Below are 16,371 nucleotides of genomic sequence, written 5' to 3' on the forward strand. Positions count from 1 at the left end.
GTTTTAGGTGATATGTTATAATAATAATCATCAATTGCGATAATGTATAAAAAAATTATGGGAGATTATATTTGTGTTGTAAACTGGATAATTATTTGATTGATTTATTTTCAAAACTATAAATTATTATAGAGTGAATATTTTGAGATCATAACCGAATTTAAAAAGGAGTAAAAAAAATGAAACAAATTAAATCTTCATATATTATATATACTTTTGTTATAATTATTTTTATTACCATAATTACTTTGCTTTTTATTCGTGAATATAATAAAAGAAATCAAAAAACAGGTTATAAAAAACGTTAAAAAATAATGTAATTATTTTTTTTGTTATTTTTTTTTAATGTATTAAATTTAAATATTTAAATAAATGTTAAAAAAGTAAAAAAAATATTAATTATTTTATTAAATAAGGTATAAAATATAGACGGATGATTATTTTTGGTAATAATTTCAAGATCAAATCACCCTTCAAATATATATAAAATACATAAAGAAATATAAAAGGAGATTTTCAGTTAAATGAATATCAAAGAAAAAGCATTAGAAATACATGAAAAAAATAAAGGTAAAGTAGGTATTGTAAGTAAAGTAAAAGTACAAAACTTAGATGATTTAGCATTAGCTTATACTCCAGGAGTAGCAGAGCCTTGTTTAAAAATTAAGGAAAATCCTAGTGATGTTTATCGTTATACTATGAAAGGTAATATGGTAGGTGTTGTTACAAATGGGACTGCAGTTTTAGGATTGGGTAATATTGGTCCGAAAGCTTCTTTGCCAGTAATGGAAGGAAAAGCTATTTTGTTTAAGGAATTAGCAGGGATTGATTCTTTTCCTATTTGTATTGATTCTACTGATTCTCAAGAAATAGTAAATATTGTTTCTAAAATTTCAACTGTTTTTGGAGCAATTAATTTAGAAGATATTAAGTCGCCTCAATGTATTGAAGTTGAAGATGCTCTTGAAGCTAAACTTGATATTCCTGTTTTTCATGATGATCAACATGGTACTGCTATTGTAGTTGCTGCAGGAATTCTAAATGCTTTAAAAGTAGTTAAAAAATCTATTGAAGATGTTCAAGTAGTTATTAATGGAGCAGGTTCTGCAGGGATGGCAATTGCTAAAATGTTGTTATTATTAAAAGTTAACAATATTGTTTTAGTTGATAAAACAGGAGCTTTATATAAAGGAGTAGCCAATCTTAATGAGCCGCAAAAAAAATTAGTTGAAGTAACTAATAAATACCAAGAAAAAGGAACTTTGAAAGAAGTACTTAAAGGAAAAGATATTTTTGTTGGTGTATCTGCTCCTGGTATTGTTACAGCTGAAATGGTATCTACTATGGCAAAAGATGCAATTATTTTTGCTCTAGCTAATCCAGTACCAGAAATTATGCCAGATGAAGCTAAAAAAGGTGGGGCTAGAATTGTTGCTACTGGGAGATCTGATTTTCCTAATCAAGTAAATAATTGTCTTGCTTTTCCAGGTGTTTTCCGTGGGGCATTAGATGCTAAAGCAACTAAAATTACCGAAGAGATGAAAAAAGCTGCTATTTATGCTCTAAAAAACATCATTAAAGAACAAGATTTAAATGAAAATAATATTTTACCAACTGCCTTTAATAAAGAAGTAGTTAAACAAATTGCTTTGGCAGTTTGTAAAGTAGCTAAAGAAACTGGAGTAGTAAGAAAATGAGTATAGAACAGGAACAAAGTTCCCCAGATAATAAAGAAAATAATAATAAAGATAATAAAGACTCTAAAAAAGTTAATAGTATTTTTGTTCCTCAAAAAACTATTTTAGGGTTTAGTGTACCTCTTTTTTGTTTGATGAGTTTAGTAGTTTTTGTGCAAGTTTTTGTTTTGGGATTTGTAAGTTTTCAAACTACTAAGAAATTTAATCCTGCATTTCATGCATTAATTACCCCTTTATTAATAGCTATGCTTTTAGCTGCTGTTTTACAAAAAATAGGTGCTAAAACTCCCCTCTTAAAAGATATTGGAGGTGGTTCTATTTTATGTATTTTAGTACCTTCTATTTTGTTTACTTATCCTTTTTTTAAAGATGATTCTATCTTTTTGCAAATGCAAAAGTTTATGCAAAGTATTATGAAACATTTAAATGCTGAGTCTATAATAATAAAAGAAACTCAATATACTTATAAAGCTATTGGTTTTGCTAATTTTTTCGTTTCTGCTTTAATTATTGGTAGTTTTTTAAGTATGGATAAAAAGTTATTAAAAAGTTCTTTTAAAAAATTTATTCCTTTAATATTAGTATCTTTGCTTACTGGTGCTTTAGTTGTAGGAATTTTGGGGGCTTTATTAAATCCTATTGGAGGTTTAGAAAATGCCTCTCAAACTTCTAAAGGGGGCTTTTTAGATGCTGTCTTTTATATTTTTGCTCCTTTAGCAAGTGGTGGTATGTCATCTGGAGTTACTCCTTTAAAAAATGCTTATGCTGGGCAGAATCTAGATTGGCAAGAACCTTTTATGTCTCATATGATTCCTGCTTTATTAGTAGGAGGAATCTTTAGTATTTTTGCTTCTGGGATTATTAAGAAATTTTTGAAAACTACTAAATATAGTGGTTATGGTAAATTGGAAGTTAAAGAAACTCCAAAAAATTCAGATAAAAATACTTCTAAATCAGTTCCTGAAAAATTAAGTTATCCTCAAATAACTACAGGTTTAATTACTATTTTTACTTTATATTTATTGAGTGTTTTAATAAAGGAATCCTTAATTTTATTATTACCAAATATTAAAAAATACCTACCAGAATATATTGTTTTTTTAGTGTTTGTAGTTGTTTTGATGAAATTATTTAATGTAGTATCTGATTATTATAATAGTTGTATTAATCAAGCTTCTAAATTTGTTACTACTAATTTTACATCTGCTTTTTTAGTAATTTTAGGTTCTAGTATTCCAATGGAAGTTATGTTAAAACAATTAAATGTTAAATTTGTTTTTACATGTATAATGTGTGTATTATCAGTTGCTTTAGTAGCAGGGTATTTAGGCAAAAAGTTAGGTTATTATCCAGTAGAATCATCAATTACTGCAGGGCTTTGTACCAATAGTATTGGAGGTGCTGGTAATGTTGCTATTTTATCAGCTTCTGATTTGATGGGATTAATGCCTTTTGCTCAAATAGCTACTCGTATTGGTGGAGCTTTAGTAGTAGTAGTAGCTAGTATTGCTTATCCTTTGTTATATTAATTATATTTTATATATATAAATATGAAAAATATTTATCATAAGTATTTATGATTATTTAATATTATTTTAGTATTTTATTATTAGTTGATTTGATTGAAATTATTGCAATGCAAAATAGCTAACATATTTATATCAAAATTATAAAACATTTTTAACTATTGCGGTGCCCTTCGATTTGTTTATGCTAATAGTTGGGTGCCGTGAGATTTTTAAACACAAAAAACTATATAAAACATTTTGCTAATTTATTTGTATTATAAACATTTAAAAATTAAGTTAAATATGTTTGCTTTATACAAAAATTATTTATAAATGTAGAACAAATTTAATTTACTTTTTAAATGTAGATAAATGTAGAGTTTTTGTAATGTATCTTTTAATTGTAATAATTACTCAAAATAATAACAATTATGTTAATATATATAAAAACACTTACTAAAAACATTTATCAATAATGTTATAATAATAGTATATAAGAGTTTTTGAAAATCTTATTTTTTTCCTTAAACATTTACTATTTTTATTTTTTGATATTCAAATAAATGATTTGTCTTTTTCAACCATATTTAATTAAACAAAAATATGAGTTTTTTTTACAAAATTACTACAGGAGTAATGTATGTTTCCTTTGTTGGCTAATTTAATTACTGTTTTTAGGATTGTTTTAGTGTTTGTGCTTTTGCCTTTGATGTGTGTAAGTGAAAGTGAGCCTGAATTTGCTAATGTTTTGACTTTTCAAATTATCTTTATAGTGGCTGCTATTACTGATTATTTGGATGGTTATATAGCTAAAAAATATCAACAACAAACTGTTTTTGGTAAGTTTTTTGATCCTATTGCCGATAAATTATTAGTTATTATCACACTTTTTTATATTTGTCAATGTCGTTTGTCTGCTACGCAAGGAACTTTTTTATTTGCAGATACTCAAATGCCTAAAAATTTTTTTACTGCTGTTATTATGATTATAGTGATTAGAGAATTTTTAGTAACAGGAATAAGATTGGTAGCTTCTAATAAAGAAGGAGTTGTTATTAGTGCATCTTTTTGGGGCAAAGCCAAAACCGTTTTTACATTCGTTGCCATCATTTGCCTTTTTTTTGGGTTGTATACTTCTTCTACTTTTGCTTGTGATGCAAATTTAAAAAAATGGTTTGGATATCTAAGTAATATAGGTGATATTTGCCTGCTTGTTTCAGTTGTTTTAACTATTTTTTCTGGTTTTGATTATTTTTTTAAAAATTATAAAATTATTCGTAAAAATTTTGCTCCTGAGTAATTCATTTTTTTGATCCTCACTGTACCCTATTTTTTTAAAACATTTATTGTCTAGTTTTTGGGGTTCAGTGAGATCTTTATTTTGTTACTGCTGTTTTTATTATATTTTAAAATCTGTCTTTTATATATGTTTCTAAATTTTTACATTCATCTTTAATAATTATTTTCATCTTACTCTTTTATCTTTATTATTTTACTTACAATATTTAAAAATTATATTTCATCAAAACTAAAATAAAAAACCAAAGGAAAATTATTTATGCAAAATACACAAAACAAAAACGATTTATAAGACACTATTAAGGATATTGAAAAAAAGTTTGGTAAAGGTAGCATTATGCAATTCAACTCCAAAACTCATAAAGGAATTGAATCTATTTCTACTGGTTCTTTGTCGTTGGATATTTCCTTAGAAATTGGTGGTTATGGTAAAGGAAGAATTATTGAAATTTATGGTCCTGAAAGTTCAGGCAAAACTACTTTAACTTTGCATGCCATTTCAGAGGCTCAAAAAAAGGGAGGTAATGTTGCTTTTATTGATGCAGAACATGTCTTAGACCCAGGTTATGCAAAGGATATTGGAGTAAATCTTGATAAACTTTTAATCTCACAACCTGATTCAGGTGAAAAAGCTTTAGATATTGCTTGTAGATTAATTGCAAGTGGCAAAATTAGTCTTTTGGTAGTTGATTCTGTAGTAGCATTAGTTCCTGAGGCAGAATTAGTAGTCGATATGGGTAATATGGCTATGGGTTTGCAAGCACGAATGATGGGGCAAGCCATGCGTAAACAGTCAGGAATCATTAATAAAACTGATACAGTTTTTATCTATATTAATCAACTTAGAGAAAAAACAGGGATGGTTTTTGGTAATCCTGAAGTAACTCCAGGTGGTAAATCCTTAAAATTTTTTGCTTCTTTGTGTTTAGACATTAAAAGAGCAGAAACCCTTAAACAAGGGGACCAAGTTGTAGGGATTCGTTCCAAAGTAAAAGTAGTTAAATCCAAACTTTCATCTCCTCTTAAAACTGCTACTATTGATATTATTTATGGTAAAGGTATTGCTAAAATGATAGAAGTAATTGATTTAACAACTAACCTTAATTTGATTCAAAAAAGTGGTTCTTGGTATAGTTTTAAAGATGAAAAAATTGGTCAAGGAACAGAAAATGTTAAAAAATATTTAACTAACAATCCTAAAATTTATAATCATTTGGTTGCTGAAATTAAAAAAAGATATAATATTAGCAATTAATCTAAATTATTAATTTAAATTAATTGATTTTTTATTTTTATTTTAAATTATGCAAATATAAGAAAAAGCTAGCTTGTTGAAGCTAGCTTTTTTGTTATTATTAAATTATTATTTTGTTAATTTATTAGTTTTTAATCTTTTTTGTTAAGAATTAAAGTTTTGTTTTGGAAACGAATATTAGTTTTGCTTTTCATTTGATTCCAAAAACGACTTGCTACTTCAAAAATAGTTTCGTGAGTTAAGTGTTTGATATTGCCAATATTTTTGCCATAAATTTGGAAATGGTCTTTTAATAATTTTAATAATATTGGAGGATTAATATTGTCTTTTTTGCCTAAATTAATAACTACTTCTATAAAGTTGCTATTTGCTCTTTGGTAAGAGTTATTGCCGTAAGAGTTGTTAGAACTATAAGAACCAAATCTAGATTCGCCACCAAAACGTGATCTGGTAAAAGAATTGTTAGTAGTCATTTTTGGAGGAAGGATGTCAGTGTAATTTCTTTCTTTTGGTAAAAAGTTTTTCAATAATCCTTGGATAATTTGTTCAGAAGAAAAAGTTTCTAATAACTTTTGTGCTAATGGATTTGGAGTAGCGTCTTTGTTGTTTTTTTCAATGATGTTTAATAGCTTTTTTTCTAAATCTTTGGCATTTTGTAATTTTATGCTTTGAACAGAAGGAATATCTAGTAAAGTAATTTTTTCTTTTAAGTAGTATTCTAATTTTTTAAGTTGGCTTACTTTTCTTGGGCTAATTAAACTGTAAGCTAAACCTTTTTTGCCAGCTCTTCCAGTTCTTCCGATACGGTGAACATAAACTTCGTCTTCGTGTGGTAAGTCATAGTTAATTACCATTTTGATGTCAGAAATGTCAAGTCCTCTTGCAGCTACATCAGTTGCAATTAAGATTTTGATTTTGCCTTTACGGAAATTATTCATTACATATTGTCTTTGATTTTGTTTTAAATCGCCGTGAACTGCATCAGCTAAAAAGCCTTTGTCTTGAAGGTAGGTTGTAATTTCGTCAACATCTTTTTTAGTGTTTGCAAATAAGATAGCTGAATAATCTTTTTTTAAGTCTAGTAAACGTACTAATAATTTAGCTTTGTCAACTTCTTTTACTAAAAAGTAATTTTGTTCGATTGCATTAACTGCAATGTTTTTAACAGGAACTTGTAGGATTTTAGTGTCTTTTTGGTATTTGCTTGCTATTTTTTTAATAAATGGAGGTAGAGTTGCTGAGAATAAAACAGTTTGTCTTTCTTCTGGAATCTTTTTTAAGATTGTTTCTAAGGCTTCTTGGAATCCCATTTTTAACATTTCATCTGCTTCGTCAAGAGTTAGAATTTTTAGTGCTGAGAGGTCGATTTTACCTCTTTCTAGATGGTCAATTGCACGTCCAGGAGTAGCAATAATTAAATGAGGTTTAGCTTCTAGGGCTCTAAATTGTTTGGTGTAAGATTCACCACCATAAACAACAGCGATTCTTATTTCTTGATAAAATCTTAGTAATTTTTTTAATTCTTCGTATACTTGGAGAGTTAATTCTCTAGTAGGGCATAAAATTAAACTTTGAGTTTTTTGGATTTTTGGTTCAATTTTTTCGATAATGGGAATACCAAAAGCAAAAGTTTTTCCTGTTCCTGTTTGAGCTTGTCCAATTACGTCATGTCCTTTTATAATTTCTGGAATTACTAAGGCCTGAATTGGAGTAGCATCAATAAAATTGAGTTCTTTTAAAGCTTTTTTAGTTTGCTCTAAAATAGGTAATTGTTCGAATAAAGTATTCATAAATTCCTCATCTTTCTTTTTAATTTAAAAATTAAATTATACAGATATAAATATAAAATGTTTGCTAAGTGCACAAAAACACTAAACCCTTTTTATAAGATATTTTTAAACCCTTTATGATTTCAAGTTATTGTTTGGAGTTGCTAAATAATTAATAATCTTGAAAAAAAGGAATCATTTTAAAAACTATCAACTGTTTATTTGCTGTCATTTTTACTTTAAGTAAAAAAAGTTGTAAGACTTAATATTTTTAGTTAAGACCCTAATAAAAAGTATTTTGGTATTTTGCTTTTATAACAATTATGGTTGGAGTAGTAATTTTATTTGTGAAATAAAGTTAAATAATTGTAATTGTTCAAAAGTAAAAAGTTACACTAATTTATAATAGTTTTTTGATTTGTAACATTTAATAATTTTTTACTGCATCTTTAATATTATACTTTATTATACTTGTAAATTAATAAAAAAACAACTATGTTGGAATTAAAAGTGTCTTTTTGTTGCTTTTATTATGTATTTGTTGAAATATTGGAGGTAATAAATAAAAATAAGACTCTCATTTATTGAGAGTCTTATTTAGTATATTTGATTATAAAAGTTTATCTATTTCTTCTTTAGTGATTGTTTCTTGTTCTAATAATAAATTAGTAATTTGATCTAATAAGTCTTTATTTTGTGAAATAATTTCTTTTGCTTTAGTATAACATTTTGCAATAATTTTTTTTGATTTCTAAATCTATTGCTGTTTTATCGGAAAACTGAGAATCCTGGCTCACTCCTAAACTACTAATACCACATTTAGTAACCATTAAACGAGCTATTTTTGTTACTTTTCTAAAATCATCATAAGCCCCATTAGAAACTTCATTAAAAATTATTTCTTCAGCTACACGTCCGACCAAATAAGATTTAATTTGAGCTAGCATTTTTTTATCAGAAGTAAAAAAAGTTTCTTTTTCTGGCATTATTAAATTATAGTCACCAGAAGAGCCTCGAGGAATAATAGTTATTTTTTGTACCTTTTGTGCGTATTTAAGTTTTAATTCAATAACGGCATGTCCTGCTTCATGATAAGCTACCATTTTTCGTTCTTCTTCGTTGTATTTGATTGATTTTTTGGCAGGACCCATCAAAACACGGTCAATTGCTTCTTCTAATTCTTCTAAAGTAATTACATTTTTTTTATTTCTTACAGCCAAAATTGAAGCCTCATTTAGAACAGCTCCAAGTTGTGCTCCTGACATGCCTGGAGTTTGTTTAGCAATAGAAGTAAAATCAATGTTAACATCAATTTTTTATTTCTGTCATGAACTTGTAAAATTGCTTTTCTTGCTTTTACATCATGAAGACCTACAATAAATTGTCTTTCAAATCTTCCTGGACGAAGTAAGGTAGAATCTAGCATATCAGCTCTATTAGTTGCAGCCACCACAATAATACCTTGTGATTTAGTAAACCCATCCATCTCAGTTAATAATTGGTTGAGAGTTTGATCTTTTTCTTGCTCTCCTCTAGAATCATGACCCCTTTTGCCTCCTAAAACATCTATTTCATCAATAAATAAAACACAAAGAGCATTATATTTAGCTTCTTTAAATAATTCTCTTACACGAGAAGCCCCAATTCCTACATTATCTTTCTACAAATTCAGAACCAGATACTGCATAAAATGGTACTCCTGCTTCTACTGCAAGAGCTTTTGCAAGTAAGGCTTTGCCAGTACCAAGAGGACCCGATAATAATACTCCTTTAGGAATGCAAACTCCCATAACAGCATATTTTTGGGGTTGTTTTAAAAAATCAATCAATTCTTTCATTTCTTCTTTTTCTTCTTCATTTCCTGCAACATCTTTAAAACTAAATAAAGATTTTTGTGAAGAAGAAATTTTAGACTTAGATTTTAATTTTCCAGAATTTCTACGTAGTCCATGAATAATATAAAATATAAAAATCATAGAATGTAGATATACTATAGAACCAAATAAAACCCTTAATAAATTAGTTTTTTGTAGTATTCAAAAGGGATTTTAATTTTGTTTTCTTCTAAAAAATCTTTCTTTTTGTTAAAAAAACGGTCATCTGTAATTAAATAATAAGTGTCATTTTGTTTTATAATTTCTATTTTATAAATAGGTTATGAATGAATAAAATCATTTTCTTTTTTGATAAAATTAATTTTACTAATTTCATTTTTTTTATTTTTTTTGTATTTTTATCTGTTATTTTTTCTAAAATAATTAAATTTGCTTTTGATAATTCATTGGATTGTGGATTTACAGAAAAGCTTATATTTGAATCTAAAGCAGTTTGAAGATTTTTTTATCTTCTTGCGATATATCGCTATTTTCAATGATTTGCAATAAATTTTCTTTTTCAGAAAAATTAATTTGTTTTTTGGCTTTAAGTTTGGTTAATGCTTCTTGCACTATTTTATAGCTTTTTAAATTTTGTATTTCTTCATCAATGTATTCATCTATAGTATTATGACTTATCTTAGTTCCTGAACTTTTAAAAACAACATCACTTAAAAAAACAGGAGCAATTTATAATAAAAGAAATATAAACCAAATGCTACAAAACATAATTACTATAAGTAATGTTTTTTTAGTATTAAATTTTTTCAAAATGTTCATATTATTATTTATCCTTGATTATGTTTTTTTGATTTGGTCTATATCATTTAAAAGTTTGAAATAAGATTGAAAAAAATTAGTTTCTAATTTATTAGAAGGGTTTTGATAATTTTTTATTTTTTTAAAATTCATTAACATATTTTCTAAAGTGTTTATAGATTCTTGTTCATTACAATTGTCTATATTGAATCCACTATTAAAACCATTATATGTTTCTTTAAAAGTTGCAAATATATCTAAAATATTATTTGAAGGTAAAGCTTCAGGAACTATATAATAAGGATTAAAAATTGACTCTAAATTATTTAATTTTCCTTTGATTAAATTTATAAATTGCTCTTTGCTCATTGCATTTTGTGTTTGATTTGGGTTGATTGGCTCAGGAATTAATATAATTTCTTTTTTATTATTTTGCAAAAAACTATTTATTTTATCTAATAAAAGTTGGAATTTTAATTTTATTGTGTTTTTATTGAATGCGAATTGAGGTTCTAATTTGATAGGCAAATTTGAGCAAACATCTTTGAATTCATTACAATCTTTAATTGCGTTAATACTTTTATAAAGGTTTGACAAGAAAACATTATAATGTAAACTTTGATTTGTTAACAATGAGTCAAATAATTCTTTAATGTTTTGTTATCCTTTTTAACTTCATCATTATTATCTTGTTCTTTTTCTATTATTTTTTGGGGTGGTGTATTGTTAATTCTAAATGTTTCAAATTAATTAAATCATTAATTAATTTTATTTGTTCTTCTTTGTGGAATAATTTTGCACAATCAATGTTATTGGTATAAATTGTTTCCCAAGTGGAAGGTATTTCAGCTTTTAAGTCTTCTGTAATTTGTTTATTTTTTATAAAATCCAGGATTAAAAAATTGAGTATTTGATTTTAGGGTTTCTGTTATTTCAAAAGGATTTTATGCATCTGTTAAAGAAAGTGATAAACTTTCAAATAAATCTTTAAGTTTATTAATTAAATTAATTTCTACTTGATTTGGGTAATTTGATTCTTCAGATTGTATTCTTGGATTTGTGTTTTGTGTTTTTGCTTCTTTTATTTGGGGATCGTTTTCAGAAATAAAAATATTAATTTTAGAAATAATATTTTTTATTTTTTGATGTGGTTTGCTAAGTTCTTTATATTTTGTTGTTTGGGGTGTTTTTTTGGTTTTGGGTTTCATTTTTATTTAAGTCTTTATTTAAATGTTTGTATGTAAAATAAAAAGCAAAACCAGTTAATAAAGATAATATTAAAATAAATAATATAATTTTAATTTGTTGTTTAGAAAAATTCACATAGTATAAAATAACCTTTCATATTTTTTTTGATTCATAAATTTATTTTTTTAAAATATATTGAAATTTATTCTTATATGACATATTTATTTTCAGGGTCTACAATATTATTTGTTAAATTATAGATAATAAAAGTTCGGATATCATATTTTTTATCCTCTTTAGGGATATTTAATTTTTTCATAAAATTAATAAAATCATTTTGGTTGTATTTAAAATTTAAATAAGGAACTTTTTCTTCGTAGCATTTTAAATCTATATCAAAAATGGGCATATTATTATTTTGTGCCCTAGTAAGTCTATCTTTGGCTCCTGTTATAAATTCTTTTGTTCTTTCGGTGTACCATTGGTGCCCTTCTTGCTTTTGTTTTATTTTTTCTTGAGCTTTGATTGCATTTTCTTGGGATTGTAATGTTTTTTCTTGAGCTTGGGAAGTAAATTGAAGTTCATCTTTAAATGTTTCACAAATTAATCTTAACCAATCAAAATTAATTTCTAAATTTTTAGTTATAAAGCGTATATAAGGTGTTTTAGAAGATATATTGCTATTTTTCAATATTTTTTATATCAATATTATTGATTGTGTTTATAAAAGAATATTTTTCATTATAGTAATTATCATTATTGTTACAATTTGTATTTAATAATTCATCAGTGGCATCTGGTTTGCTAGTTTGTATTAATGAATAGTCAGCTTTAGAAATTTGACAACCATATTTTTCTTTAGGTTTTGCATTTTTTTATTCTAAATTATATAAATTATTTTTACCTTCAGTCCAAATGATATAATATGATGGCAAAATTTTACTTAATGTTTCAAAATCTTTTTTTCAAAGAAATTTATTTTTCCATTAATATCTTTTTGAGTGGGATTCATTCCTTTAAAAAAAACAATACTCTCTTATGATATTGTTTTATAAATCTGGATAAATTAAATAAAGGGCAACATTTATTTTATTAATATTATATTTTTTTAATTGGGATGGATTTTGTTTCGGCATTTCGAAATTTATAATTTGTTCTTTTATATTTGGAGGTTTTTCAAAAAAAGAATTAAATGCAAGTTCATTTTTATTTTCTAATTTTTGATTTTCTTCTTTGATTTTTATTTTGTGTTTTGCGTCCAAATATGTCCAAATAATTATTAAAATAGATAAAACAGTAATTATGGATATTGTAATAGTAATATTTTTTTATTTAGGTTTTTCATTTTTTAGTTACCTTTCATTATAAATTTACCTCCTTACCTTTATTTTACTCTTTTTTTTTGCGTAAAAATCGCTCAAAAACAGTTAAAAAAGTGAAAAAAAAGATACTTTTTGCCATATTAAAGGAGGTGATTTCAATTATATAATAAAAAAAAGACTCTCATTTATTGAGAGTCTTATTGATTTGGATTAATTTTTAATATTGTATATTTCTTTTAAAGCATTTTGGTAAGGTTGGATGTCTATTTGACTAAATTTATTTTTAGTTTGTAAATTTTGAAATAAATCGTTATGCCTTGTAATTGCTAAAGTTTGATCTTTTTCTAATTGTTTGTTTTGTTGACTTAATTGTTGTAATGTATCACCAATACGATTAATTTTATCTTCTATTTTTCGTTTTTCTTGTTCGTTTGCTGCTTCGTATTGTCTTTCTAAAACTTTTACATCTTTATTTATTTTTATTTTGCTCAATGATATGTCATCAATTTTGCTATTTATTTTTAAAATATTTTCGTATGATTCTTTTTCGTCTTTAGACATGAAAGACATTTGTTGTTGTTGGTATTGTTTGCGTAGTTCTTTTTCTTTTTTTTTTATAGGTAGAATTTTTGGTAGTTCTTTAAGTTCATTATTGGTAATATATTTTAGTCTTTTGTTAAAATTTTCTTGTGAGACTTCTATTTTATTATTTATTTCAGTTTTATTGTTATTTTGTGATGAGGTTTTTAATAACATCGCATCAGAAGTGAATAATTGAGGTGTTACAAAGAAATAAAAAGTTGTAATTCCAATTAAAATTAAAAAGATAGTTGTAATAAGTATATATTTTTTGTTGCGGGTCATTTAGTTTGCTTTCTATTTTAAAAAGTGTTATTGTTTTAATTTTGGTTCTTAATTTTATTTTATCATTTTTTTTATTATTTTAATAATTTATTATTTTAAAAGTTTTTTTATATTATAAAGTTTTTCGGGTTGTAAAAAGATGAGTTAATGTTTTAAAATATGGGTTTGTCAGTAATTAAATAAATGTCTGATAATTGTAAATTGAGTATAAAATTTAGTTCTTTGGTTTGTATTTCTAACATTTTTTCTTGAAATTGTTGAGTATAATGGATTTTATCTATTGTGTGTTTTTGTTTTTTTGGATATTAAATAACTATTATAAATAGAGCCTAATCCTTGTTTTTCAAAAAGTGGAGTTGTAGGATGATTACTATATTTGCTTTTACAATCTTTCCAAGTTTTAGTTAATAAATCATGGAGTATTTCATTTTTTATTAAGTCATAATTGTTTCTTGTTGTCTTTATTAAAATTATTAGAATTTATTTGAGGATGATATTTTAGTTCTTTTTCTTTGAATAGTTGTAAATTGAGTTTTTTGGTTCTTCTTGGTTTATTTCTAATGTTATTTCTTGTTGTATATGTGGATATAGAATTAAACCTAATAACAATATACTTATAATTACTAAGAATAATAAAACTTTAATATTTATTTTCAAATTATTTATTTTCTTTTATATATTGAAGGGACAAGTGTTTCCCCACATTTATATTATAACTATTATTATGTAAAAAGTCATTATATAAACAAAAAAGACTATCATTTTAAGATAATCTTAATATTTTTTAAGTAATTTTTTGTTAGTTTGGTATGGGGGATTGTGTTTAAATTCATTGTTATACCTCCTTTCTTTTATATTTTAGGTATATTGGTTGGTTGGGGGGTTGGGTTTTATGCCTAAAATATGTTGGGAGGGTAAAATATTTTGGGTATATTTTAGTTTTTGAGTATTTCGTTTATTTTGGATAGTTTGTTTTGGTAGTCGGAAAGGGATTTTGGAGACGATCTATTGTTCTATTAAATTGCGTTTCAAACATTTCAACTGATTTAATTTGCCCATCTAATATACCAATTTCGCACTCTAAACTTTCAATTTCAATTTTGGATTCGGCAAGTTGTAATTCAATTGCCATTTTTGTGCGGGGGTTAGGTTTGGTTTTCTTTTTTGTGTTTGTTAGTTTGGTTTTATGTTCTTTTAAATGTTTTGTTTTTTCATCTCTTTGTTGTTGTGGTTTTATTTGGGTGTTTTTTTCTTTTTCAGTTTGATAATTTTTAATTGAATCTTGGGTGGTTTTAATACTTGCTTCAATAGTGGTTTTAAAGTTAAGGACCATTTCTAAATCATAAAGTTCCCCTTCGTATTCGTATTTCTTTTCGTTTGTTGTTTGTGGTTGTGATGTGGTTGTAAATGTTTGAGAAGGTAAGTAAGGATTTTGGTTGATTTGACTTCCTGTATAAATTCCTTCGTTATTACTGTAATCAGGTTTGTAAGATTGTGTGGGTTTGGGGGATGTTGGTGTGTCATCGGGTTTAGTTTTTTGATTAAATAAAACTAAAACTTACCCCCATTTAAGGATGTTTTTTTCTTTTTTATATTATTATTAATTATTTATAATCACGTTAAAATTAATACAAAATACATAATTATTAATATAAAATTAATAAAAATATAAAAAAATGAAAATATAGGGTTGACATTCAACAAAAAAAGTAATACAATATTATTGGCAATCGTTAATGTGAGTGCCAAGAGGTGATGAATATGCTTTCAGATAGAAAAAAATTAATCTTAAAGGCTGTAGTGGAAAACTATTCACAAAAAGGACAACCCGTAGGTTCTAAACTGCTTACCCATTTGCCTTATCTTAAATTTGCAAGTGCTACTATTCGTTATGATATGGTGCAATTAGAAAAAGAAGGGTTTTTACAAAAAAATCATACTTCTAGTGGTAGAGTGCCTTCTTTTAAGGGCTATACTTACTATCTAAACCATTTATTAACACGTGATCATGATGTTGCTTGTATGTTTGAAAGCATTGACAAAGTTATTCAAAAAAAGCGTTTTTGTAAAGGACAAGTAATTAAAGAAGCTCTTAATTTGTTAAATAATTTAACTAATTATACTGCTATGGCAATTGGTTCTGATATTTTTAATAATAGTAAAATTACTAAAATTGATTTTATTCCTTTAAATAGTACTCAAGCTGTTATTTTGATTATTACTGATAAAGGAAATGTACAACATCAAAATATTTCTTTGGATCAAACAAAAGAAATTAGCATTTATGACCTTAAAGATGTAGTGCAAGTAGTAAATGATTTGTTGACAGATAAGTTTTTATCAGAAGCAGCCAATATTATTCAAAGTGATTTTTTTAAACAAACTATTGCTAAATATATTTGTTTTCAAGAACAATTAATTGCTTTGTTTATGGAAGCTTTTAGTAGTTTTGCCTCAGAGAATCTTTATTTTTCGGGGGTTTCTAAAATGCTTGAAAAACCTGAATTAAGTAATCCTGAAATTATTAAAAAATTTATGGGTCTTTTAGAGCGTAAAGAATTATTAAAAATTATGTTAAATCAAGATAGTTTGTCTTTTAAATTTTCTGATGGCTTGCAACTTACCCCTTTAAAAGATTGTATGATTCTTTCTATTCCTTTTGATGTAAATCCTAATGAGAAAGGAAGAATTGCAGTTGTAGGACCTTCGTGGATGAAATATCCTAAAGTTATTCCTATTTTGGAATATTTGGCAGTTCATTTATCTAAATTAAACGATCAAGAATAACAAATAAAAGAATAAATAATACAATAAATAATTGTAAGATAAAATATAA

18 protein-coding genes are annotated in these 16,371 nt (G+C 25.5%); 6 read left to right on the forward strand and 12 right to left on the reverse strand.

All coding sequences use genetic code 11. The features are described 5' to 3' along the window. The first annotated feature begins 179 nt into the window (after positions 1-179). The 5 genes from MBSPM3_RS03255 (at position 180) to recA (ending at position 5,759) form a co-directional block, all read left to right on the forward strand. On the forward strand, positions 180-308 hold the full coding sequence (locus tag MBSPM3_RS03255) for a hypothetical protein (RefSeq protein WP_269745670.1): 129 nt from the start codon (positions 180-182) through the stop codon (positions 306-308). A 216-nt stretch (positions 309-524) separates the two neighbouring features. Beyond that, positions 525-1,697, forward strand: coding sequence for an NAD(P)-dependent malic enzyme (locus tag MBSPM3_RS00320; RefSeq protein WP_069028041.1), 1,173 nt, complete (start codon positions 525-527; stop codon positions 1,695-1,697). Further along, the gene (locus MBSPM3_RS00325) at positions 1,694-3,226 is read left to right on the forward strand and encodes a 2-hydroxycarboxylate transporter family protein (protein WP_198143625.1); all 1,533 of its coding nucleotides are present in this window, start codon (positions 1,694-1,696) and stop codon (positions 3,224-3,226) included. The genes MBSPM3_RS00320 and MBSPM3_RS00325 overlap by 4 nt, the downstream gene beginning before the upstream one ends. 619 nt (positions 3,227-3,845) lie before the next feature. Continuing rightward, positions 3,846-4,505, forward strand: a complete 660-nt coding sequence (gene pgsA / locus MBSPM3_RS00330) for a CDP-diacylglycerol--glycerol-3-phosphate 3-phosphatidyltransferase (RefSeq protein WP_069028042.1) — start codon at positions 3,846-3,848, stop codon at positions 4,503-4,505. A 336-nt stretch (positions 4,506-4,841) separates the two neighbouring features. Further along, positions 4,842-5,759 (forward strand): recombinase RecA, encoded by a 918-nt coding sequence (gene recA / locus MBSPM3_RS00335; protein ID WP_232308846.1) that lies wholly within the window; start codon positions 4,842-4,844, stop codon positions 5,757-5,759. Positions 5,760-5,890: 131 nt separating this feature from the next. On the opposite strand, the gene MBSPM3_RS00340 is transcribed toward recA, so the two are convergent. From MBSPM3_RS00340 to MBSPM3_RS00380, 12 genes are all read right to left on the reverse strand, one after another. Beyond that, positions 5,891-7,549 (reverse strand): DEAD/DEAH box helicase, encoded by a 1,659-nt coding sequence (locus MBSPM3_RS00340; RefSeq protein ID WP_069028044.1) that lies wholly within the window; start codon positions 7,547-7,549, stop codon positions 5,891-5,893. Between the two features lie 589 nt (positions 7,550-8,138). After that, on the reverse strand, positions 8,139-8,267 hold the full coding sequence (locus MBSPM3_RS03260) for a hypothetical protein (protein ID WP_320409452.1): 129 nt from the start codon (positions 8,265-8,267) through the stop codon (positions 8,139-8,141). Then, entirely contained in the window at positions 8,245-8,793 is a 549-nt protein-coding gene (locus MBSPM3_RS03100) for an ATP-dependent metallopeptidase FtsH/Yme1/Tma family protein (protein ID WP_269745671.1), read from the reverse strand. The genes MBSPM3_RS03260 and MBSPM3_RS03100 overlap by 23 nt, the downstream gene beginning before the upstream one ends. After that, positions 8,763-9,173, reverse strand: a complete 411-nt coding sequence (locus tag MBSPM3_RS03105; protein ID WP_269745678.1) for an AAA family ATPase — start codon at positions 9,171-9,173, stop codon at positions 8,763-8,765. Before MBSPM3_RS03105 ends, MBSPM3_RS03100 begins: the two co-directional genes overlap by 31 nt. Before the next feature lie 7 nt (positions 9,174-9,180). Continuing rightward, on the reverse strand, positions 9,181-9,504 hold the full coding sequence (locus MBSPM3_RS03265) for an AAA family ATPase (RefSeq protein ID WP_069028045.1): 324 nt from the start codon (positions 9,502-9,504) through the stop codon (positions 9,181-9,183). 342 nt (positions 9,505-9,846) lie between these two features. After that, entirely contained in the window at positions 9,847-9,975 is a 129-nt protein-coding gene (locus MBSPM3_RS03270) for a hypothetical protein (RefSeq protein ID WP_269745672.1), read from the reverse strand. Positions 9,976-10,200: 225 nt separating this feature from the next. Further along, complete coding sequence (locus MBSPM3_RS00355) at positions 10,201-10,758, reverse strand: hypothetical protein (protein WP_232308847.1); 558 nt, start codon at positions 10,756-10,758, stop codon at positions 10,201-10,203. A 347-nt stretch (positions 10,759-11,105) separates the two neighbouring features. Continuing rightward, the gene (locus MBSPM3_RS00360; protein WP_069028047.1) at positions 11,106-11,369 is read right to left on the reverse strand and encodes a hypothetical protein; all 264 of its coding nucleotides are present in this window, start codon (positions 11,367-11,369) and stop codon (positions 11,106-11,108) included. Between the two features lie 188 nt (positions 11,370-11,557). After that, a complete protein-coding gene (locus MBSPM3_RS00365; RefSeq protein ID WP_069028048.1) occupies positions 11,558-12,040 on the reverse strand; it encodes a hypothetical protein in 483 nt (160 codons plus the stop codon). A gap of 358 nt (positions 12,041-12,398) precedes the next feature. Beyond that, the gene (locus MBSPM3_RS00370) at positions 12,399-12,611 is read right to left on the reverse strand and encodes a hypothetical protein (RefSeq protein WP_069028049.1); all 213 of its coding nucleotides are present in this window, start codon (positions 12,609-12,611) and stop codon (positions 12,399-12,401) included. A 270-nt stretch (positions 12,612-12,881) separates the two neighbouring features. Then, a complete protein-coding gene (locus tag MBSPM3_RS00375) occupies positions 12,882-13,535 on the reverse strand; it encodes a hypothetical protein (RefSeq protein ID WP_069028050.1) in 654 nt (217 codons plus the stop codon). A gap of 955 nt (positions 13,536-14,490) precedes the next feature. Next, a complete protein-coding gene (locus tag MBSPM3_RS00380) occupies positions 14,491-14,868 on the reverse strand; it encodes a hypothetical protein (RefSeq protein ID WP_069028051.1) in 378 nt (125 codons plus the stop codon). 419 nt (positions 14,869-15,287) lie between these two features. Between MBSPM3_RS00380 and hrcA the strand changes: the two genes are divergently transcribed. Beyond that, positions 15,288-16,322, forward strand: a complete 1,035-nt coding sequence (gene hrcA, locus MBSPM3_RS00385; protein ID WP_083985302.1) for a heat-inducible transcriptional repressor HrcA — start codon at positions 15,288-15,290, stop codon at positions 16,320-16,322. Positions 16,323-16,371 lie beyond the last annotated feature (49 nt).

This window comes from Candidatus Phytoplasma zeae (assembly GCF_001712875.1).
In the GTDB taxonomy this organism is placed as follows: domain Bacteria; phylum Bacillota_I; class Bacilli_A; order Acholeplasmatales; family Acholeplasmataceae; genus Phytoplasma; species Phytoplasma asteris.